A 21438-nucleotide genomic window follows, 5' to 3' on the forward strand; every position below is an offset into this window, starting at 1 on the left:
AATTATTGAATGTTAACATTTTCTAATTTTTCTGATTGACGAAATACAATTCCTTGTTCTTTGAAAAAATCTATCAAGATTTTATTATTTTTCTGTATTTTTTCTCCAATAATTTCTTTAGAAAGATTATTTAAAATTTCATGTTGAATAACTCTTTTTAAAGGTCTAGCTCCAAAATGAGGATCGTATCCTTTTTCAGATAAATATTCTATAGCTTCATGAGTAGATTCTATACAAACATTCTTTTTATTTAATAATAAATCACTTAATTTTTTCATTTGCAATTTAACAATACCTCTAATTTCTTTTCTAGAAAGAGGTTTAAACAAAATAATTTCATCAATACGATTAATAAATTCAGGTCTTACAATATTTTTTAACAAATCTATTAAAGCTTTTTTTGTAGCTTCCATTCGATTAGAAGATATTTCTTGATCTAAATTTTCCTGAATAATATCCGCTCCTATATTGGAAGTCATAATAATAATAGTATTTGTAAAATTAACTGTTCTTCCTTTATTATCTGTCAATCTTCCATCATCCAAAACCTGTAATAGAATATTAAAAACATCTGAATGTGCTTTTTCTATTTCGTCTAGTAAAATTACGCTATAAGGACGTCTTCGTATAGATTCTGTTAATTGTCCACTTTCATCATAACCTATATATCCAGGAGGAGCTCCTATAAGTCTGCTGACAGAATGACGTTCTTGATATTCACTCATATCTATACGAACCATATTAGTTTCATCATCAAACAGATATTCTGCCAATGTTTTAGCAAGTTCTGTTTTTCCTACTCCTGTGCTTCCCATAAAAAGAAAAGATCCTATAGGTTTTTTTTCATCTTGTAATCCAGCTCTAGAACGTCGTATTGCATCTGCTACAGATTGAATAGCATCATTTTGTCCAATCACTCTTCTGTGTAACTCTTTTTCCAAAAATAATAATTTCTCTCTTTCACTTTGCAACATTTTAGTAACTGGAATTCCAGTCCATTTGGATACTACTTGTGCGATGTCTTCTCTGGATACTTCTTCTTGTATCATTTTTTTTCCCTTATCTTCCTGTTTTTTTAATTTATCTTCAAATTCTTTTACTTTATTTTCTTCTTCTTTTATTTTTCCATATCTTAATTCTGCCACTCTTCCATAATCTCCTGATCTTTCAGCTTGTTCAGCTTCAAATTTAAAATTTTCTATTTTATCCTTAGCTTTTTGTATTCCTTCAACTAAATCTTTTTCACTTTGCCATTGAGCTTGTAATTGCATTTTTTTTTCATTTAATTTAGACAATTTCTTTTTTAAAGGAATCAACTGTTTTTCATCATTTTCTCTTTTCAAAGCTTCCATTTGTATTTCCATATGCATTATATTTCTGTGCAATACATCTAATTCTTCTGGTTTTGAATTAATTTCCATTCTTAACTTTGAAGCAGCTTCGTCTACAAGATCTATAGCTTTATCAGGTAAAAAACGTTCATTAATATAACGTTTTGACAATTCTACAGCTGCTATAATAGACTCATCTTTAATTCTTACTTTATGATGACTTTCATATTTTTCTTTAATCCCACGCAATATAGATACAGAGTCAGTAACAGAAGGTTCATCAACGTATACTTGTTGAAATCTTCTTTCTAAAGCTTTATCTACTCTAAAATATTTTTGATATTCATTTAAAGTTGTAGCTCCTATTGCCCTAAGTTCTCCTCTTGCTAATGCTGGTTTTAAAATATTTGCTGCATCCATAGCCCCTTCTCCTCCTCCTGCACCAACCAAGGTATGAATTTCATCAATAAATAAAATAATTTCTCCATCTGAAGATGTTACTTCTTTGACGACAGCTTTAAGACGTTCTTCAAATTCTCCCTTGTATTTTGCTCCTGCAATTAAAGAAGCCATATCTAAAGAAAAAACTTGTTTATTTCTTAAATTATCCGGAATATCTCCACTAATAATACGATGAGCTAGTCCTTCAGCAATAGCTGTTTTTCCTACCCCTGGTTCTCCAATTAAAATTGGATTATTTTTTGTTCTTCTAGATAATATTTGCAATACTCTACGTATTTCTTCATCACGTCCAATAACTGGATCTAATTTCCCTTTGTAAGCCCATTCGTTAAGATTTTTTGCGTATTTTCCCAAAGAATTGTAGGTATTTTCAGCTGTAGTAGAAATCACATTTCCGCTTTTTTTTCTAATATTTTCAATTATTTTTTTAATTTTTTCACCTGTAATCCCTTGATCTTTCAAGATTTGAGAAGCATGATCTGAACTCATAAAAATTCCGTAAAAAATATGTTCTACAGAAATAAATTCATCTTTTAATGTTTTAGCATAATCTTCCGCTATACTTAACATTTTTGTTACATGTGAACTAAAATGTTGACTAAAAGATCCACTTATTATTTTTGGATAAGAAGAAATAATACGGTCTAATCCTGATATTATTGATTGAGGGTTTACTTTTAATTTCTTTAGAAGAAAAGGTATTATATTTTCCTCAATCTTTAAAATGGATTTCAAAATATGTGCATTTTCAATAGACTGTTGATGATTATTTAGTGCAATATGTAGTGCTTCCTGTATTACTTCTTGAGATTTTATAGTAAACTTATTAGAATTCATATGAAAATGAAATTTTTTGTTTCAGTTAGGTTTGATTGTATTCTTAATTGTAAGATAAAAAAAATTTATGATCAGCATAGTTTTTGAAAAATATTTATTTTCGTACTATGATAAAAAAAGAAGAGTTTCAATCTATTTCCGAAAAAATTCATAAAATTCATGATATTCTAAAAATTGATCAAATCAAAGCATCTCTTGAAAAAGAACAAAAAAAAATATCAAATCCTAGTTTTTGGAAGAATTATAAAAAAGACAAAAATTCTATAAGATATATACATAATTTGAAAACATGCATCAATGATTTCATGGAATTGAAAAATTCTTTAGAAGAATTAGAGATCATATTTTCTCTTTCTAAAGAAGAAAATTTAGAAAAAGAATTTGAAATTCAATTGCATAAAACTAAAAAATTGCTTTCAAATATAGAATTGAAGAATCTTCTATCAGAAAAAGAAGATTCATTCAACGCTATTTTGCAAATTTCTTCTGGAGCAGGAGGAACTGAAAGCTGTGATTGGACTTCCATGTTAATGAGAATGTATTTTATGTGGGCTGAAAAACACAATTATTCCGTTAAAAAAATCAATTCCATATCTGGAGATATTACTGGAATCAAATCTGTTACTCTAGAAATTGATGGAATTTATGCTTTTGGATATTTGAAAGGAGAAAATGGAGTCCATAGATTAATACGCATATCACCATTTGATAGCAATTCAAGACGTCATACTTCTTTTTCTTCCGTTTATGTTTATCCTATGATCGATGACAATATAGATATAGATATTAAAATTTATGATATTCAATGGGAGACTTTCCGTTCTAGTGGAGCAGGAGGACAAAATGTCAATAAAGTAGAAACAGGAGTGAGGTTACGCCATAATCCAACAGGAATTACAATAGAAAATACAGAATCTCGTTCTCAAATGCAAAACAGACAAAAAGCTTTAAAACTTTTGAAATCTAGGTTATTTGAGATAGAAATGATTAAAAAAAATGAAAAAAAAGATAAAATAGAATCCGAAAAAAAGAAGATAGAATGGGGTTCTCAAATTCGTAATTATATTATGCATCCTTATAAATTAGTAAAAGATTTAAGAACAGGTTATGAAACTACACAAATTCAATCTGTTATGGATGGTGAAATAGACGTTTTCTTAAAAAAATTCTTGATGTATAAAAAAAACAAAGAGAATCAAATCTAACTATTTTATTCAAATGAAAATTCGTTATGCTGATCTTATAGATCAAACTTTTGATTTTCCTACTGAGGAGTTTTCTATTAAAAACAATCTGCTAGAATTTCATGGAATTCCATTAATGGATCTGATCAAGAAATATGGAACTCCGTTAAAATTTACATATTTACCAATCATATCTCAAAACATAAAAAAAGCTAAAAAATGGTTTGAAAAAGCTATTCGTTCTAATCAATATAACAATAAATATACTTACTGTTATTGCACAAAAAGTTCTCATTTTTCTTTTATATTAGAAGAAGCTTTAAAAAATAATATAAGCATTGAAACTTCATATGCTTATGATATAGAAATTGTCAAGAATCTTTATCAAAAAGGAAAAACTAATAAAAAAATTGAAGTAATATGCAATGGATTTAAAACGAAAAATTATATTGAAAATATATCAGAATTGATAAATAACGGTTTTTATAACACAATTCCTATATTAGATAATTCAGATGAATTAGAAAAACTCAATTTAGTTATCAATTATCCTTTTAAATTAGGTATACGCATAGCTTCTGAAGAAGAACCAAAATTTGAATTTTATACTTCTCGATTAGGAATAGGATATAAGGACATTATTGTTTTTTATTTAAATAAAATAAAAAATAATCCTAAAGTGGAATTAAAAATGTTGCATTTTTTCATTAATACAGGAATAAAAGATACTGCTTATTATTGGAATGAACTTTTTAAATGTTTGCATATTTATGCTAGTTTGAAAAAAATAGCACCAGAATTAGAGATTCTGAATATAGGAGGTGGGTTTCCGATTAAAACATCTATGTCTTTCAATTATGATTATGAATATATGGTTAATGAAATTGTTTATCAAATAAAGAAATTTTGTCAAGAAGAGAATGTTTCAGAACCACATATATATACAGAATTTGGTGCTTATACTGTAGGAGAAAGTGGAGGAATTTTATATAAAATTCTTAATCAAAAACGTCAAAATGATAGAGAAAAATGGAATATGATAGATAGTTCTTTTATGACTACACTTCCTGATACTTGGGCGATCAGTCGAAGATTTATTATGATGGCTATTAATCGTTGGAATGATTGTTACGAAAGAGTTTTTTTGGGAGGATTAACATGTGATAGTGATGATTATTATAACTCAGAACAACATATGAACGCTATATATCTTCCTTGTTTTCGTGAAAAATATCCACTTTATATCGGTTTTTTCAATACTGGAGCTTATCAAGACACAATTAGTGGATATGGAGGAGTCCATCATTGTTTAATTCCACAACCTATTCATGTATTGATAAATCATGACGAAAAAAATAATGACGAAAAAAATAATTTGGTATATAGAATATTTCGTCAATCACAGAGTCCTGAGGAAATATTAAAAATATTAGGTTATTGAAAATTTTTTATAAAAAAACTTTTGCAGGAATATCTAAAAAATATGCTACAATCGAAAAATCTAAAACGGTATTAATTCCTGTTCCATATGATTCCACTCAAACATGGAAAAAAGGTTCTAAAAAAGGACCTGAAGCTTTTTTATCTGCATCTGAACATATAGAATTATATGATATTGAAACTGATTCAGAAGTATATAAAAGAGGAATTTTTATTGTTCCTCCTATTACAAACAATTCAATTTCCTCTAAAGAAATGGTTAAAAAAGTATACAATGTTACAAAAAAATACCTTTTTAAAGAAAAATTTGTAACTCTTATAGGAGGAGATCATTCTATATCAATAGGAAGCATTAGAGCTTTTGGAGAAAAATATCCAAAATTAAGTATTCTTCACATGGATGCACACATAGATTTACGTACTGCATACAAAGGAAATCCGTATAATCATGCTTGTTCTATGCATGAAGCTTCTAAAAAATATCCTTTAATACAAATAGGTATCCGTAGTATGGATATACTTGAAAAAAAATTCCTTCAAAAAGGAAACGTTTTTTATATGCATGAAATTTATCAAAATGATTTATGGATGAAAAAAGCCATTCAAAAACTGTCAAAATATGTATTTATTAGTATAGATATAGATGTTTTTGATCCAAGTATAGCCCCTTCTACTGGGACTCCAGAACCAGGTGGATTGGATTGGTATACTACTTTGAAATTTTTCAAAAAAGTTTTTGAAAAAAAAGAAATCATAGGTTTTGATATTGTTGAACTTTTGCCTAATGAAAAAGAATCTTCTACAGATTTTTTAGCTGTCAAGCTTTACTATAAATTACTGTCATATAAATATGAATTAACTACATCATAATATTATGAATCATAAGATGATTATAGCTATAGATGGATATTCTTCATCTGGAAAAAGTACTTTGGCAAAAGAAATTTCCAAAAGACTAAAATATAAATATATAGATACAGGAGCTATGTATAGAGGTATAACTTTATTAGCTATTAGAAAAAATATTTTTAATAGTGATTTGTGGAATATACGAAATTTTATGCCTGTTTTAAGAGATATAAATTTTAAATTTAGATGGAACAAAAAACTCAATGAAACAGACATTTTTTTAAATGAAGAAAATATACAATCTGAAATCAGATCATTAAACATTACAAAAAAAGTAAGTTTAATAGCTCAGATTCCTGAAATTCGTGAAAAATTAACTTTTATACAGAAAAATTTCGGAGAAAAGAAAGGAATTGTTATGGATGGAAGAGATATTGGTCATTCTATTTTTCCTAAATCAGAATTAAAAATATTTATGAAAGGATCTATAGAAGTTCGTTCTTATAGAAGATATCAAGATCTTAAAAAAAGAGGAGAAAAAGTTTCTTATGAGGAAGTCCAAAAAAATCTCATTCATAGAGATATTATGGATAGTTCCAGAAAAATTTCTCCACTCAAAAAATCCATAGATTCCATAGAAATAGATAATACATTTTTAAGCATAGAAGAACAATTAAATTTGATCTTTCAATTAATAAATAAAATCAAAAAAAACAATCATCTTATTGTATGAAATTATTAAATGGAAAAATAGCTATAGTTACAGGAGGTTCAGGAGATATAGGAAAATCTATTGTAAAAACTTTTGCAAGACATGGAGCTAATGTTATTTTTACATTTTATTCCTCAATAAAGGAAGCCAAAAAATTGGTTTTAGAACTCAAAGAATCGGTAGAAGCATATCAAATTGATCTTTCAGATTTTAATTCTTCAGAATATTTAGTCGAAAAAGTCATAAAAAAATACGGAAGAATAGATATATTAGTAAATAATGCTGGCGTGATCAAAGATAATTTTTTACTTAAAATATCGAAAGAAGATTGGGATTACGTGATAAAAACCAACCTTTATTCTGTTTTCAATTTAACTAAATATGCAATTTATCCTATGATGAAACAAAAAAAAGGAAGTATTATTAATATGAGTTCTGTTATAGGATTAACAGGAAATATTGGACAATCCAATTATGCAGCATCTAAAGCAGGAATTATTGGATTCACTAAATCGATAGCTAGAGAATTAGGAAAAAAAAATATTCGTTGTAATGCTATAGCTCCTGGATATATTGATACAAAAATGAATTCTTATTTTAGATCTAAAATCAAAGAAAATTGGATAAAAAATATTCCATTAAAAAGACCAGGAACTCCTCAAGATATAGCAAACTGTACTTTATTTCTTGCTTCAGATTTATCTAATTATATTACTGGTTCTGTATTAAATGTAAATGGAGGATTAATTTAAATAATCTTAATGTATTCAAATAAAAAAGTTGTGCAAAGTTTAGGTGAGATCTTAAAAAAAAAATACATATTCAATATCATCATATCTCCAGGATCTCGGAATGCTCCTATCATTATCCATTTTACACAAAATAAATATTTTCAAACTTACAGCATTGTAGATGAACGTTGTGCAGGTTTTTTTGCTTTAGGAATAGCACAACAAATCAGAACCCCTGTAGTCATTAGTTGTACTTCTGGATCTGCTGTTGTCAACTATTATCCTGCAGTTACAGAAGCTTTTTATCAGAAAATCCCACTTATTTTGGTTACTGCAGATCGTCCAAAAGAAATTATAGATATTTTTGAAGGACAATCAATTCATCAGGAAAATATTTTTCAAAAACATGTAGAAACATCTGTTCAACTAACAGAAGATGAATCTCAATCAGGAATATGGTACAATGAAAAATTAATTAATGAATCCATAAATAAATGCATTTTAAAAAATAAACCTATACATATTAATATTCCTTTTTCAGAACCACTTTATAAAACAACAAATCAATTACAGGTCAAACCTAAAATCATAAAAAGTATACCTGTAAAAAATTGTTGTCTTGAAACATCAAAATATTATAAAAGAGAACAATATATATGGAAAAAATATAAAAGAAAAATGATTTTATTAGGACTACATTATCCAGAGAAAAATATGGAAAAAATTTTGAGAAAATTAAGCTTAGATCCATCTATTATTATTTTGACAGAAACAACATCTCATGTATCCGGAAAATTATTCTTCTCAAATATAGATCAACTTGTTTTTAATATGACTGTTAAAGAGTGGACCAGTTTAAAACCTAATATTCTATTAACTGTTGGAATAAATATTATATCCAAAAAAATAAAGTTTTTTTTGAGAAAATATCCTCCAATATATCATTGGCATATAGGAGAAAACTATGAAAATTACCCAGATACTTATTATAAATTAACTACTTATTGGCCTATAACTTTAGAATCATTTTTTAAAATTTTTAAAGATTATAATCTATCTACTTCGGATTACAGATATAAGTGGGAAAAATTAAGAAAAAAAAGAATCAAAAAACATAAATTATTTTTAAAAAAAGAAAAAAGTTTTTCGGATTTAAAAGTTCTATTTTTTGTATTTAAATCTATTCCTAATAATTCAATTTTACAATTAGGAAATAGTATGATAATTAGATATTATGAACTTTTTAATCAAAAAAAATGTTCTGTTAAATCTTATTGTAATCGTGGAACTTCAGGAATAGACGGATGTGTTTCAACAGCTATAGGTTCTGCAGTAAGCAGCAAGAAAGTAGTCACATTAATCATTGGAGATATAAGTTTCTTTTATGATAGTAATGCTTTATGGAATAATTATGTTCCAAAAAATTTTCGCATTATACTCATTAATAATGGAGGTGGAAATATTTTTAGATTTATTTCAAAAACAAAATTTTCTGAAAAAATTTTCAATTTTTTTGAAACAAAACATATTTTTTCTGCAGAAAAAATATGCAAAATGTATAATTGGAAATACGAAAAAGTGTCTAATCAACACACTTTGAAAAATAGTTTGTCTTTTTTTTGGAAAAAATCAGATAGTCCTTGTCTGCTAGAGATAGATACTCATAAATATAAAAATGCAGAAATTTTGAAAAAATACTTATCTTATCTATCCTGATTTTTTAAAAATCAAAAAAAATATCCCATAAAGCTTTAATTCTAGCAAAAACTTCTCTAAGTTGTATTTTACTGTCAAAAGAAAGACTTTGAGCATTAAAACCAACAACATCTAATCCTAAACAATTTCCAATAAAAACAGCTCTTTCATTGTGAAATTTTTGAGATATAATTGTAAACTTTTTTTGATTAAAAATTTTATAAACCCTTAAAACAGAATGGAAGGTATTAATTCCATGAAAATCTTCATATATAAAATAAGAAGGGATCCCTTTTCTTATTAATTCCTTTTTCATCATTTTTGGTTCATTGTAATTTTTTTCTCTATTATCCCCACTTACAATGATATAACGTATTTTTTTATGATAAAAAAGAGAAAAAGCCGCATCAATTCTATACTTGAAATAAGCATTTACTCCTCCTCCATGCAAATATTTAGAAGTACCTAAAACTACACCAAATGTATTATATGGAAGAGAATCTATACAATCATAAATTTTTCTTGTTGCCCATAAACTCATTCCAAGATAACAAGAAAAAATAAATGAAATTATGACAATAAGTATACGTCTTATTTTTGATTAATACAATCGTTCTAAAAAGAATCATCCTCTATTACCCATTCTCCTTGTTCTAAAAAAAACTCTGCTTGTTTAAATTTAATATTCTTAGTTTCTCCTGTAATTAAATGACGAATATTAATTCTATTATTTCTACCCAATTTTTTTCCACTTTTATTTTTCATTAAAAAATCCATTTTTATATTATTTTTTGGAATACATAAAATATCACCTCTAATTATGGTAGATTTAAGCAAAAAAGAAACAATTTTTTTGTTAATATCATAAACTCTTTCTTGAAATAAATTAAAAGCATTTTGTTTATAAACGATCAGAGGATCTTTTTGTTCAAAAACTGCATTTTGCACAGAATATCGCAAACTATCCATCTCACGTAAATGTTCCTTCCATTTTTCATCCATGAAACATAATATAGTCTTTTTTTCAAATATTGATAATAAAGATCTACCTTGGGTCTCATAAAAATCCTTTAAATCTGATATAGAAACTACATTTTGCAGTCCATCAGTGAAAATAACTTGTATTTGATAAGATTCCTGATTTTTGACAATGATATTAGATATAATTGGGATGATATCTAGATCAATGATTTTTTTCTTTTTTTTATCATAAGAATTGAGAATAATATCATGAAGTTGATTCACACAATCACGTTCTTTATAAGATAAAAACTCTCTCTCCTGAAACGGAAATTTCATATCAAAAATTTGAATAAATTCATATTCTAAATTTTTAAAATCGTTTAGAGATTTATTGACCGATATCATCACATCTAGTAAAACATAAACCATATTAGAAATATCTAAATTCAATTCGTCTCCACATAATGCATTTTTGCGCTTTTTATAAATAAATTCTCTTTGTTTATTAATTACATCATCATAGTCTAACAAACGTTTTCGCATGCTAAAATTATTATCTTCTATTTTTTTTTGTGCTTTTTCAATAGATTTTGTTAACAAAGGATGTTGTATAATATCACCTTCTCTATGACCAAACCTATCCATAAGTTTTGAAAGTCTTTCTGAATCAATGAATAAACGAATTAAATTATCTTCTAATGAAACATAAAATTGAGAACTTCCTGGGTCTCCCTGACGTCCAGATCTACCTCTTAATTGATTGTCGACTCTTCTAGAATCATGCCTTTCTGTACCTAAAACTGCTAACCCTCCATTTTCTATGACCTCTTTCGATAGTTTAATATCTGTTCCACGACCTGCCATATTAGTCGCTATAGTAACAGATCCAGAAAATCCTGCTTTCGCTATAATATCTGCTTCTTTTTCATGTAATTTTGCATTTAAAACATTATGCGGTATTTTTCTGAATTTTAAAGCTCTACTTAGAAATTCTGAAACCTCAACAGAGGTTGTTCCAACAAGAACTGGACGTTTTTTATGTCTAGATAAATGAATAATTTTTTCTATGATTGCATTATATTTTTCTCGTTTAGTTTTGAAAACAAGATCCTGCAAATCTTTTCTTTGTACAATTTTGTGTGTAGGGATTACGACCACATCCAGTTTGTAAATATGCCAAAATTCTCCAGATTCTGTTTCTGCCGTTCCAGTCATCCCAGATATTTTTCTATACATTCTAAAATAATTTTGCAAAGTAATTGTCGCAAAAGTTTGACTGGAAGATTCTATTTGTACATTCTCTTTCGCTTCTATAGCTTGATGTAACCCATCTGAATAACGTCTTCCTTCCATAATACGACCAGTTTGTTCATCTACTATTTTGATTTTCCCTCCTAAAACAACATAATCCACATCTTTCTCAAATAAAGTAAAAGCTTTAAGAAGCTGATTGATCGTATGTATTCTTTGTGATTTAATATAAAAATTTTTCAAAATTTTTTCTTTTTCTTTGATTTCCTTTTCTTTAGAAAGTTTTTTTTTCTCTAAATCAGCAAGTTCCACATTCACATCTGGCAATACAAAAAACCCTTCATCTTCCACATTTCCAGACAAAAATTCAATTCCTTTATCTGTTAATTCTACTGTGTTATTTTTTTCATCAATCACAAAATAAAGATCTTTGTCTACTTTATACATTTCTCTTCCATAATCTTGTAAATATTGATTTTCAGTTTTTTGTAAAGTAAAACGTATATTATCTTCACTCAAAAATTTAATTAAGGACTTTTTCTTTGGTAATCCACGATAAGCCTGAAATAATTTAAATCCTCCTAATTTTTTATCTCCATTTTTTATCAAATTTTTTGCTTCCTGCAAAAAATTATTAACTATTATATTTTGTTTATTAACAAGATTTTCTACTTTTCCTTTAAATAATTCAAATTCCTCTTTATTGTCTTTTTTAGGGTCTACAGGTCCAGATATAATTAAAGGTGTGCGTGCTTCATCTATTAATACAGAATCAATTTCATCAATAATGGCATAATTTAATTCTCTTTGAACTAATTCTTCTTGAGAGGAAGCCATATTATCTCTCAGATAATCAAAACCAAATTCATTATTTGTTCCATAAGTAATATCTGCTTGATATGCTATTTTACGTTTTTGTACATCAGTAGATGAATAATTATCAATGCAATCAACCTTTAATCCATGAAATTCCATTAAAGGAGCCATCCAACCCGTATCTCTTCTAGATAAATAATTATTGACTGTAACAATATGCACCCCTCTTCCAGATAAAGCATTTAAATAAGCAGATAAAGTAGCTACAAAAGTCTTCCCTTCTCCTGTTGCCATTTCAGCTATTTTTCCTTGATGTAATACGACCCCTCCCATCAATTGGACATCATAATGGACCATATCCCAAACTATTGATTTACCATATGCATCCCACTTATTTTTCCAAATAGCTTTATTTTCATCCAAAAAAACATAAGATTTTGTTTTGGATAATTTTTGGTCAAAAGAGGTAGATTCTACTACAAGTTTCTCATTTTCTTTTAAACGTTTAGCCGTCTCTTTAATTAAAGCAAAGGCTTTAGGTAAAAGATTTATCAATTCTTTTTGTTCCGTCCTATAACGTTTCTCTCTAATTTCTTCTATACTAAAGTATATTTTTTGCAAAACGCTAATAGAATAAAATTTTTCTTGTATTTTTTTTAACAATTTTTTTTCCTCTTCGTCAAATTCTTTTATAGACTCTTTTATAATTTTTTTAAAATTATGAGTTTTATTTCTCAATCCATCATCAGACAATAAAGATATCTTCTTCTCCTCTTCTTTGATTTGAACCAAAAATTTTCTAACCTCGTTAAGGTCCCTTTCATTTTTATTAACTAATAATTTATTTAATATTCTTCTGATAAAACTCATTTAAATCAAAAAATAAATAATTTAAAGTTCATATTCATCTCTATTCCAATAAAAATCTTCATCGTCACGTGGATAATCGGCCCATATATCTTCTATAGATTCAAAAACCTCCCCTTCTCCATTTTCTAATTGTTGAAGGTTTTCAACTACTTCCAAAGGAGCTCCAGTACGAATAGCAAAATCAATTAATTCTTCCTTCGTTGCAGGCCAAGGGGCATCTTCTAAATGAGAAGCTAATTCTAAAGTCCAATACATATATTGATATTTTCTATATTTAATATTAAAAAAATCAAAAAAATGATATTTTTATATATTTGATTTTCAAAAATCAATGAACTTTTTCATAAAATTACAAGATAAAATTAGTGAATTTAAATTACAAATAAATTACATGAAAAAGTTTCCAAAAATTGTATTCATAGGGTCAACACATTTTTCACTTTTCCCTTTAAAAGAATTATATATGAAACAATATAATATTGTAGGTATAATTACAAGCCCTGATAATCCCCTTCATAAAAAGGGAGAATCTTTTTCTCCTGTAAAAAAATATGCATTGGAGAATAATATTCCTTTTTTACAACCTGTAAATCTTCTTGATGATTCTTTTTTAAAAAATCTCAAAGCATGGAATGCAGACATACAAATTGTTGTTTCTTTCAAAATTTTACCTCAAAAAGTATGGAATTTACCTAAAATGGGATCTTTTAATTTACATGCATCTATTCTTCCACAATATAGGGGAGCTGCTCCTATCAATTGGGTCATCATTAATGGAGAAAAGAGAACAGGATTAACAACTTTTTTCATAGAAGAAAAAATAGATTCTGGAAAAATTATTTTCCAAAAAGAAATAGAAATAGGAAAAGAGGAAACTGCAGGAGAATTAGAAAATAAACTCAAAAAAATGAGTGGATCTATGATCATAAAAACTTTAGAAAAAATTATGAAAAATCAAATAAAACTTATTGATCAAAAAAATATTAATTCTTTCAAGTATGCACCAAAAATATCTACTAAAGATTGTAGAATACAATGGAATGATCCTTCTATTGAATCCATTTATAATAAAATAAGAGGATTAAGTCCTCATCCTGCTGCATGGACTTTATTATTTTTTAATAAGAAAAAATTTGTTAGGTTCAAAATTTTTATCGTCAAAAAAATACTAAAAAAACATTCTATTCCTATTGGATTAATATTCATTTCATCATATGAAATGCAAATATCCGTTAAAGAAGGTTTTATATCTGTTGTTGAAGGACAAATAGAAGGTAAAAAAAGAATGAATATAAAAGACTTAATTAATGGAATAAAAATAAATAAAAATCTTTTTGTTCTGTAAAACAAGATTTTTATTAAGTTGTAGCTATTTATTTATATTTGCTATCGTTAATTATAAGATTGTTTTATAATTAATTAAAATTAAATTAATTATATAAATTCATGAACAAAACAGAATTGGTTAATTCAATAGCTGAAAAAACTGGAATAACAAAAATAAAAGCTAAAAATGTTACAGATGCATTTATTGAAACAGTAATTGAATCTTTAAAAAAAGGAGATAAGGTAACCCTAGTCGGATTCGGAACCTTTTCTGTTGTAGAAAGAAATCCTAGAAGTGGAGTAAATCCTAGAACAGGAAAAAAAATACATATTCCAGGAAAAAAAGTGGCTAAATTCAAAATAGGAGCAGAATTAACAAAATTGTAAATTTATTAGAAGATAAAGTTTGTATGTAGAAAACAAACTTTATCTTGTTTATTCATGGAGATAATCTATACAAAATCCATTTTTTTTCTTCTTTATCTAGACTGTAAACTAGTCTATCATGAAGTCTATTGGGTTGTCCCTGCCAAAATTCCATTTTATAAGGTTTTATAATATATCCTCCCCAATCAAAAGGACGTTTTATAGTTCTCTTATCAAAAAAATCATTCCATTTATTATATTGTTTTAATAAATATTCTTTAGATGAAATAGTGGAACTTTGTTTAGATGCCCAACATCCTATTTTATTTTCTTTAGGTCTTTTTTGAAAATATTCATCTGATTTTTCTTTTTTGATCTTAGATGTTATTCCTTTAATAAGAATTTGTCTTTCTGTATTTTTCCAATAAAAAGAAAGACATACTTTAGGTATATTTTTAATGGATCTTCCTTTAAAACTATAATAATTTGTATAAAAAATAAATCCTTTTTCAGAATATTCTTTAAGCAAAACAACCCTAGTCTCTGGTCCCCCGTCTTCTCCTATAGTGGAAATAGACATAGCATTAATTTCCTCATTATTTTTTTTATGGAAAAGTTTTTCTTGTTGAAACCAATTATGAAACAATTGAAAAGGTTCTTTTGGAACTTCAGATTCTAATAAAGAATTTTGATGATAATTTTTTCTGTAATTACTTAAATCAAAAGTCATAATTTTTTATTTTTTAAAAATGTATAAAACAAAAATATACTAACTTTATTATGCTGTTATGTGTTTTCTTATTAGAAATAAGGCGTGATAGCTCAGTTGGTCAGAGCGTTGGATTCATAACCCAGAGGTCGGGGGTTCAAATCCCCCTCACGCTATTTATAATATATTAGTTAGAACACAAAAAATATGTATTTCTTTGTTTCTAGTCATTCTCTATTACAAAAATTACATACTTTATATCAAATTGTAAATTCTAAAAACTCAAGTTCAAAATACTTGATTTTTGAAATTATAGAAAATCAATTGAAAATTATTGCTTTATGTGATTCGGAAAATATAGTGAATACATCTATCAAGGTCAATGCAAAAAAATCTACAAAAGAAAAAGTAGTTGTATCTACTAAGTTTATGATAGATATTTTAACCACATTTCCGAATGAAACACTTCTTTTTAAGAAAAACAAAAATGCACTTAATATTTGTTCTGAACAAGGATCTTATAAAATCCCTATCTTTTTTCATAAAGATTCAATTGATTTTTTTCAGAAAAAAAGACCCATATTGAGATCATCTACTATGAAAATAACTTTATTTTCAAATATTATTTCAAAAATATTAAATCAGACGTTATTCGCTGTTGGAGATAAAAAATTTCAACCAATCCTGAATGGAGTTTTTTTTCAATTTTCTCCTTATGAAGCAAATTTTATAGCTACAGATACTTTTCGTCTCGTTAAGTATACTATCAAAAATTTGAAAATTGATAAATCTATTGAATTTACCATTTCAAAAAAATCTCTTGATATAATTAGAAAAATTTTAAAAAAGGAAAAGAATAGCAATGTTGTCATTGAATACAATAATAAGATCAATGTAGTATTTCATTTTCAAAATCATATTTTTTCATGTAGATTAATCAATGAAAAATATCCAGATTATAATTCTGTTATTCCCAATAATAATTGGGACGTTTCTTTTATTATCAATAGACTTTTATTATTAAATACCATCAGAAGAATTTCCATTTTTTCTAAAAAAAGAAAAAATTTCATTTACTTACACTTAAATCATAATAAATTGAAAATATGTGAACAAAATACTATAAACAATGATAATTTTGAGTCTAAAATTAAATGTAAACCTATTTTTGATGATTTAAAAAAAACAGAAAGTATAAAAATGGGTTTCAACTCTAAATTTTTAATTGAAATTTTATCTTCTTTAAATGAAAACTTTATTTGTTTCGAACTGTATTATTCAAATAAAATAGGTATTTTAAAACCCTTTTCTAATGAAAAGAAAAAAAAAGAAGAATCCATTTCTATATTGATTATGTCTACAATATGAAAATATCATACAATTGGTTGAAAAAATATATATCTATTGATATTAATGCGGAAACAGTATCTGGTATTTTGACTGATATTGGATTACCAGTAAAAAGTATAAAAAAAATATTCTATGAGGATGAAATAGAAGACTCTATTTTAGATGTTGAAATAACTCCCAATCGTACGGATGCTATGAGCCATTATGGAATAGCACGTGATTTGTATGCTTTTTTAAAATTACGTGAAAAAACGGTCTATTTGTCCAAACCTCTAATAATAAATGAAAGGATACATCATCATGATAAATATCATGTTCAAGTTTTTATACAAGAAAATAAAAAATGTATCAGATATTCCGGAATGTCCATTTATGGAATAAGAATAGAACCGTCTCCCTATTGGTTAGTTTCTAGACTAAAATCTATAGGTATAAAATCGATTAACAATGTAATGGATGTTATAAATTTTGTTATCTATGAATTAGGACAACCAATCCATGTTTTTGACATGGATCAAATAGAAGAAAAAAAAATTATAATAAAAAATGCGGAAAGAAATACGTATTTTCAATCTTCAGATTGCATCACACGAAAACTTGATGAAGAAGATCTAGTGATCTGTGATGCAAAAAAACCATTGTCTATTGCTGGACTAATTAATAGTATTCAATCTGATATTCATTTAGATACTAAAAATATTTTTCTTGGAAGTGCTTGTTTTAGCCCTATTCTTATCCGTTTAATTGGAAGAAAACACTTAATAAAAACAGAATCACAATATCTTTTTGAAAGAGGAGTAGATCCTAATCAAACTGCATCTGCTTTGCAAAGAACTGCTTTTCTTATAAAAAGTATAACTAAAAAAAAAACATATTTTCATATTATTGATGTTTATCCTAGTCCAATTTATCCTTCAACAATCAAACTTAGATATAATAAAATTAGAAATGTTCTAGGAAAAGAAATCTCCATAAATAAAATAAAAAAAATTTTATCATTATTAGAAATCGTAATTCATTCTGAAAATCAGAAATATTTATTTGTATGTGTTCCGCTTTACAGAATAGATGTTAAAAGAGAAATAGATTTAATCGAAGAAATATTGCGTATTTATGGCATCAATAAAATTAAAATATCTGATCGAGTCAAAATATCCCCAATTCCTAACTGTTTTTACAAAACAGAACATAAAATACAAAAAATACTTTTCGAACAATTAATTTGTTATGGATTTCAGGAAATTATTTCTTCCACTATGATAAATGAAGATAAATATTCCACTTTACTCAATTCTTTTTTTAATAGAGAAGAAATTAGAATCGTTAATCCAATTAATCAAAATTATAAATTGATGCGTTCCAGTTTATTATTTGGTATGATAGATTGTATAGAATATAATTATAATAGAATCAATTATTATAATTCCAGTATCAAATTTTTTGAAATAGGAAAAATATATTATAAGCAGAATGATAAATTTTTAGAAAAAACATATCTCGGAATTGTTATATCAAAAAAAATAGAAAAAAAACATGTTGAATCTCAACCTTTTTTTTATTTAAAAGGAATTGTTGAACAAATTTTTCAAAAAAGCGGAATTAACAATTATACTCAAATTTTTTCCAAACATCCTTTATTAGAAAATAGTATTTCTATGTTATATAACAATAAAAATATAGTTGAAATAGGAAAATTAAAAAATAATATTTTGAAAAAAAAAGAGATTTTCTATGCAGAAATTGATTGGGAATATTTAATTTCTATTATTCAAGAAAAAAAAATAATTTATGTTCCGTTTTCTAAATATCCTACTTCAAGGAGAGATTTATCTTTGTTAGTTGATAAAACTATTTCTTTTGAAAAAATCAATCAGTTAATAAAGAAAGAAGAAAATCATGTGATTAAGAAAATTCAAATATATGATTTTTATGAAGGAGATAATTTGCCAAAATCAAAGAAATCCTATACTGTTAGTTTCTTTTTTGAAAGCGAAAAAGAAACATTGAATGACAAAATTATTAAGTATTACATGAAAAAAATTGAATCTTTATTAAAAAAAGAATTGAAAGCTGAAATCAGAGAAAGAAAATAGAATTATATAAAATCAGATAGTTTTTTTAAAACTTTTTCTAATCCAGTTTCCTTTTCGATTATTCTAGATATATTTTTTATATGAATTCTTTTTTGTTGCATACTGTCTCTATATCTCATAGTCACTGTATCTGTTTCTATGGTTTTATAATCCACTGTAAAACATAGAGGTGTTCCTATCGCATCTTGTCTTCGATATAATTTACCAATAGATTCTTTTTGATCATAAATTAATTTATGATTCATTTTAAAATCATTAAATATTTTTTTTGCAGTTTCTGGCAATCCATCTTTTCTAACTAATGGAAGAATGGCAGCTTTGACAGGTGATAAATAATAAGGAAGTTTTAGGACTATACGTATATTTCTATTTTCTAATTCTTCTTTTTTAAGAGAAGAAGAAAATATGGCTAAAAAAAGACGATCTAACCCTAGAGATGTTTCTATCACATAAGGAATATAATTTTTTTTTGATTCAAAGACTCTTAATTTTTTTTTTGAAAAAAATTCATGTTTTTTCAAATCAAAGTCTCTTCGAGAATGTATTCCTTCTATTTCTTGAAATCCAAAAGGAAAATGATATTCAATATCTGCACCTACACTAGCATAATGTGCTAAATGATCATGATTACGTAATTTATAATTCTTTTGATCTCCAAAAATTAAATGCCATTTTAAACGGACATTTTTCCAATATTCATACCATCTTTTTTCTTCTTCAGGAAGAATAAAAAATTGCATTTCCATTTGCTCAAATTCTCTCATTCTAAACAGAAATTTTCTTGCAAATATTTCATTTCTAAATGATTTCCCTATTTGAGCTATTCCAAATGGAATTTTCATTCTACTAGATTTTTTAACATTATGAAAATTGCAAAATATTCCTTGAGCTGTTTCTGGACGAAGAAATAAATCTTTTTTATTTTCATCTTTGATTTTAAACATCATATTAAAATGACGAATTTTTGTCCAATTTTTTGTTTTAGAAATAGAATCACAAATGTTTAATTCATCAAATAAAATTTTGAGATCTGATAAATCCTTTTTTTTTAAAGATTGAGACAAACGAAATAATATATCTTCTTTTTTTTTAGGATTATTTGAAAAAGTTTTTTCTACATGTTCTTTAATAAGAATATCAGGACGATATCTTTTTTTGGAATCCTTATTATCAATTAATAACTCATTAAACTCATCCACGTGCCCTGATGCATTCCAAATATCAGAACGCATTAATATAGAGGAATCTATTCCTACTATATTCTCATGAATAAGAGTCATTGTTTTCCACCAAAATTCCTTTATATTATTTTTTAATTCAATTCCATACGGTCCATAATCATAAACAGCATTTAATCCACCATAAATTTCACTAGAAGGAAAAATAAAACCATAAATTTTTGCGTGAGAAATTAAAAAATCAAAGAAATGATTATTCCATTCTTTCATGATATAAAGATAAATATCTTTCCAAATCTAATGCAGCCATGCATCCAGTCCCAGCAGAAGTAATAGCTTGCCTATAATTAGGATCTTGTACATCTCCTGCAGCAAATACTCCTGGTTTATTAGTCATAGTGCTTCCTTTTTTAACAATAACATATCCTCTATCATCCAAATCTAATTTATTTTTAAAAATTTCTGTATTGGGAATATGACCTATTGCAATGAACAAGCCGCTAATTAAAAGAGTAGTAATTGTTTTTTTTTCATGATTAAATATCTTAATTCCTTCCAAAAAATCATTTCCAATAATTTTTGTGATATTAGAACAAAATAATACATTTATATTATTTTTTTTTGAAATATAGGATTGTAATATTTTGGATGCTATCAAATAATTTTTTCTAACTATCAAATATACTTTTTTGCAAATTTTTGATAAATAATTTGCTTCTTCTAAAGCTGTATCTCCTCCTCCTATCACTGCAACATCTTTTCCTTTGTGAAAAAATCCATCACAAGTAGCACAAAAAGAAATTCCTAATCCTATGAATTCCTTTTCTCTATCTATTCCTAAAAATTTAGGACGAGAACCTGTAGCTATAATAACCCCTCTGCTCTTGATACATTCTTTTTCTTTTTCAAAAAAAATACGATGGACCCCTCCTTTCTGATTGGATAAAAATACATTTTTTACGGATTGGTTTATAATTATAGTATTAAAACGTTCTGCTTGTTTTTTGCAATTTTCCATAAAATCTATTCCATTTATTCCTGCAGGAAATCCAAGATAATTATCAATGCTCGTTGTAGTAGTTAATTGTCCACCTGGCTGAAATCCTACAAAGAGAATCGGATGAAGATCCGCTCTTGAGGCATAAATAGCAGCAGAATAACCAGCAGGTCCAGATCCAATAATGACACAATCTTGTATTTTTTTTAGCATAAAAATATTTTTTCCTAATAAAAATTTATTTTTCTAATTTCTGAAATTATTTTTATTTAATTTTT

At 26.3% G+C, this 21438-nt stretch carries 17 protein-coding genes and 1 tRNA gene; 11 read left to right on the forward strand and 7 right to left on the reverse strand.

The genetic code is table 11. The features are described from left to right. Positions 1 to 2: 2 nt before the first annotated feature. Entirely contained in the window at positions 3 to 2630 is a 2628-nt protein-coding gene (gene clpB, locus H0H67_RS02895) for an ATP-dependent chaperone ClpB (RefSeq protein WP_185859272.1), read from the reverse strand. 107 nt (positions 2631 to 2737) lie between these two features. Between clpB and prfB the strand changes: the two genes are divergently transcribed. From prfB to menD, 6 genes are read left to right on the forward strand one after another with little or no spacing between them, the layout of a single operon-like run. Further along, positions 2738 to 3835 carry a peptide chain release factor 2 gene (prfB, locus tag H0H67_RS02900; protein WP_185859624.1) on the forward strand — a complete coding sequence of 366 codons (1098 nt, stop codon included), beginning with the start codon at positions 2738 to 2740 and terminating at the stop codon, positions 3833 to 3835. Between the two features lie 13 nt (positions 3836 to 3848). Next, entirely contained in the window at positions 3849 to 5255 is a 1407-nt protein-coding gene (locus H0H67_RS02905) for a type III PLP-dependent enzyme domain-containing protein (protein ID WP_185859273.1), read from the forward strand. Continuing rightward, positions 5252 to 6124 carry an agmatinase gene (speB, locus tag H0H67_RS02910; RefSeq protein ID WP_394366803.1) on the forward strand — a complete coding sequence of 291 codons (873 nt, stop codon included), beginning with the start codon at positions 5252 to 5254 and terminating at the stop codon, positions 6122 to 6124. The genes H0H67_RS02905 and speB overlap by 4 nt, the downstream gene beginning before the upstream one ends. Positions 6125 to 6128: 4 nt before the next feature. After that, positions 6129 to 6836, forward strand: a complete 708-nt coding sequence (cmk, locus tag H0H67_RS02915) for a (d)CMP kinase (protein ID WP_185859275.1) — start codon at positions 6129 to 6131, stop codon at positions 6834 to 6836. After that, positions 6833 to 7567, forward strand: coding sequence for a 3-oxoacyl-[acyl-carrier-protein] reductase (gene fabG, locus H0H67_RS02920; RefSeq protein ID WP_185859277.1), 735 nt, complete (start codon positions 6833 to 6835; stop codon positions 7565 to 7567). The genes cmk and fabG overlap by 4 nt, the downstream gene beginning before the upstream one ends. A 9-nt stretch (positions 7568 to 7576) precedes the next feature. Then, the gene (gene menD, locus H0H67_RS02925) at positions 7577 to 9262 is read left to right on the forward strand and encodes a 2-succinyl-5-enolpyruvyl-6-hydroxy-3-cyclohexene-1-carboxylic-acid synthase (RefSeq protein ID WP_185859279.1); all 1686 of its coding nucleotides are present in this window, start codon (positions 7577 to 7579) and stop codon (positions 9260 to 9262) included. A gap of 4 nt (positions 9263 to 9266) precedes the next feature. Here the strand turns inward: menD and H0H67_RS02930 are convergent, their stop codons facing one another. The 3 genes from H0H67_RS02930 to H0H67_RS02940 form a co-directional block, all read right to left on the reverse strand. Further along, a complete protein-coding gene (locus H0H67_RS02930) occupies positions 9267 to 9782 on the reverse strand; it encodes a SanA/YdcF family protein (protein WP_185859281.1) in 516 nt (171 codons plus the stop codon). A gap of 74 nt (positions 9783 to 9856) precedes the next feature. After that, positions 9857 to 13141 carry a preprotein translocase subunit SecA gene (gene secA, locus H0H67_RS02935; protein ID WP_185859283.1) on the reverse strand — a complete coding sequence of 1095 codons (3285 nt, stop codon included), beginning with the start codon at positions 13139 to 13141 and terminating at the stop codon, positions 9857 to 9859. Positions 13142 to 13162: 21 nt separating this feature from the next. Beyond that, a complete protein-coding gene (locus tag H0H67_RS02940) occupies positions 13163 to 13396 on the reverse strand; it encodes a DUF2795 domain-containing protein (protein WP_012821710.1) in 234 nt (77 codons plus the stop codon). Between the two features lie 76 nt (positions 13397 to 13472). Between H0H67_RS02940 and fmt the strand changes: the two genes are divergently transcribed. Next, entirely contained in the window at positions 13473 to 14486 is a 1014-nt protein-coding gene (fmt, locus tag H0H67_RS02945; RefSeq protein ID WP_238784569.1) for a methionyl-tRNA formyltransferase, read from the forward strand. Positions 14487 to 14587: 101 nt separating this feature from the next. Further along, positions 14588 to 14854, forward strand: coding sequence for an HU family DNA-binding protein (locus H0H67_RS02950; protein WP_185859284.1), 267 nt, complete (start codon positions 14588 to 14590; stop codon positions 14852 to 14854). A 52-nt stretch (positions 14855 to 14906) separates the two neighbouring features. Here H0H67_RS02950 and pdxH read toward each other — a convergent pair whose 3' ends face one another. After that, positions 14907 to 15563: a pyridoxamine 5'-phosphate oxidase gene (gene pdxH / locus H0H67_RS02955; protein WP_185859286.1), complete on the reverse strand. Its 657-nt coding sequence runs from the start codon at positions 15561 to 15563 to the stop codon at positions 14907 to 14909. 81 nt (positions 15564 to 15644) lie between these two features. Here pdxH and H0H67_RS02960 point away from each other — a divergent pair. From H0H67_RS02960 to pheT, 3 genes are all read left to right on the forward strand, one after another. After that, positions 15645 to 15718 (forward strand) — tRNA-Met (locus tag H0H67_RS02960). Between the two features lie 31 nt (positions 15719 to 15749). Further along, positions 15750 to 16910, forward strand: coding sequence for a DNA polymerase III subunit beta (dnaN, locus tag H0H67_RS02965; protein ID WP_185859288.1), 1161 nt, complete (start codon positions 15750 to 15752; stop codon positions 16908 to 16910). After that, positions 16907 to 18985, forward strand: coding sequence for a phenylalanine--tRNA ligase subunit beta (pheT, locus tag H0H67_RS02970; protein WP_185859290.1), 2079 nt, complete (start codon positions 16907 to 16909; stop codon positions 18983 to 18985). Before dnaN ends, pheT begins: the two co-directional genes overlap by 4 nt. Positions 18986 to 18987: 2 nt before the next feature. Here the strand turns inward: pheT and H0H67_RS02975 are convergent, their stop codons facing one another. Then, positions 18988 to 20433: a glycine--tRNA ligase gene (locus H0H67_RS02975; protein WP_185859291.1), complete on the reverse strand. Its 1446-nt coding sequence runs from the start codon at positions 20431 to 20433 to the stop codon at positions 18988 to 18990. Then, on the reverse strand, positions 20417 to 21373 hold the full coding sequence (trxB, locus tag H0H67_RS02980; RefSeq protein WP_185859292.1) for a thioredoxin-disulfide reductase: 957 nt from the start codon (positions 21371 to 21373) through the stop codon (positions 20417 to 20419). The genes H0H67_RS02975 and trxB overlap by 17 nt, the downstream gene beginning before the upstream one ends. Between the last annotated feature and the right edge of the window lie 65 nt (positions 21374 to 21438).

The sequence above is a fragment of the Blattabacterium cuenoti genome, from assembly GCF_014251575.1.
Classification (GTDB): Bacteria; Bacteroidota; Bacteroidia; order Flavobacteriales; family Blattabacteriaceae; genus Blattabacterium; species Blattabacterium cuenoti_N.

Excerpts from the sequence above, each read along its gene's own strand:
- clpB (WP_185859272.1), bottom strand. The coding sequence starts at position 2,630 with ATGAATTCTAATAAGTTTACTATAAAATCTCAAGAAGTAATACAGGAA.
- prfB (WP_185859624.1), top strand. The coding sequence starts at position 2,738 with ATGATAAAAAAAGAAGAGTTTCAATCTATTTCCGAAAAAATTCATAAA.
- H0H67_RS02905 (WP_185859273.1), top strand. The coding sequence starts at position 3,849 with ATGAAAATTCGTTATGCTGATCTTATAGATCAAACTTTTGATTTTCCT.
- cmk (WP_185859275.1), top strand. The coding sequence starts at position 6,129 with ATGAATCATAAGATGATTATAGCTATAGATGGATATTCTTCATCTGGA.
- fabG (WP_185859277.1), top strand. The coding sequence starts at position 6,833 with ATGAAATTATTAAATGGAAAAATAGCTATAGTTACAGGAGGTTCAGGA.
- menD (WP_185859279.1), top strand. The coding sequence starts at position 7,577 with ATGTATTCAAATAAAAAAGTTGTGCAAAGTTTAGGTGAGATCTTAAAA.
- H0H67_RS02930 (WP_185859281.1), bottom strand. The coding sequence starts at position 9,782 with ATGAGTTTATGGGCAACAAGAAAAATTTATGATTGTATAGATTCTCTT.
- secA (WP_185859283.1), bottom strand. The coding sequence starts at position 13,141 with ATGAGTTTTATCAGAAGAATATTAAATAAATTATTAGTTAATAAAAAT.
- H0H67_RS02940 (WP_012821710.1), bottom strand. The coding sequence starts at position 13,396 with ATGTATTGGACTTTAGAATTAGCTTCTCATTTAGAAGATGCCCCTTGG.
- fmt (WP_238784569.1), top strand. The coding sequence starts at position 13,473 with ATGAACTTTTTCATAAAATTACAAGATAAAATTAGTGAATTTAAATTA.
- H0H67_RS02950 (WP_185859284.1), top strand. The coding sequence starts at position 14,588 with ATGAACAAAACAGAATTGGTTAATTCAATAGCTGAAAAAACTGGAATA.
- pdxH (WP_185859286.1), bottom strand. The coding sequence starts at position 15,563 with ATGACTTTTGATTTAAGTAATTACAGAAAAAATTATCATCAAAATTCT.
- dnaN (WP_185859288.1), top strand. The coding sequence starts at position 15,750 with ATGTATTTCTTTGTTTCTAGTCATTCTCTATTACAAAAATTACATACT.
- pheT (WP_185859290.1), top strand. The coding sequence starts at position 16,907 with ATGAAAATATCATACAATTGGTTGAAAAAATATATATCTATTGATATT.
- H0H67_RS02975 (WP_185859291.1), bottom strand. The coding sequence starts at position 20,433 with ATGAAAGAATGGAATAATCATTTCTTTGATTTTTTAATTTCTCACGCA.
- trxB (WP_185859292.1), bottom strand. The coding sequence starts at position 21,373 with ATGCTAAAAAAAATACAAGATTGTGTCATTATTGGATCTGGACCTGCT.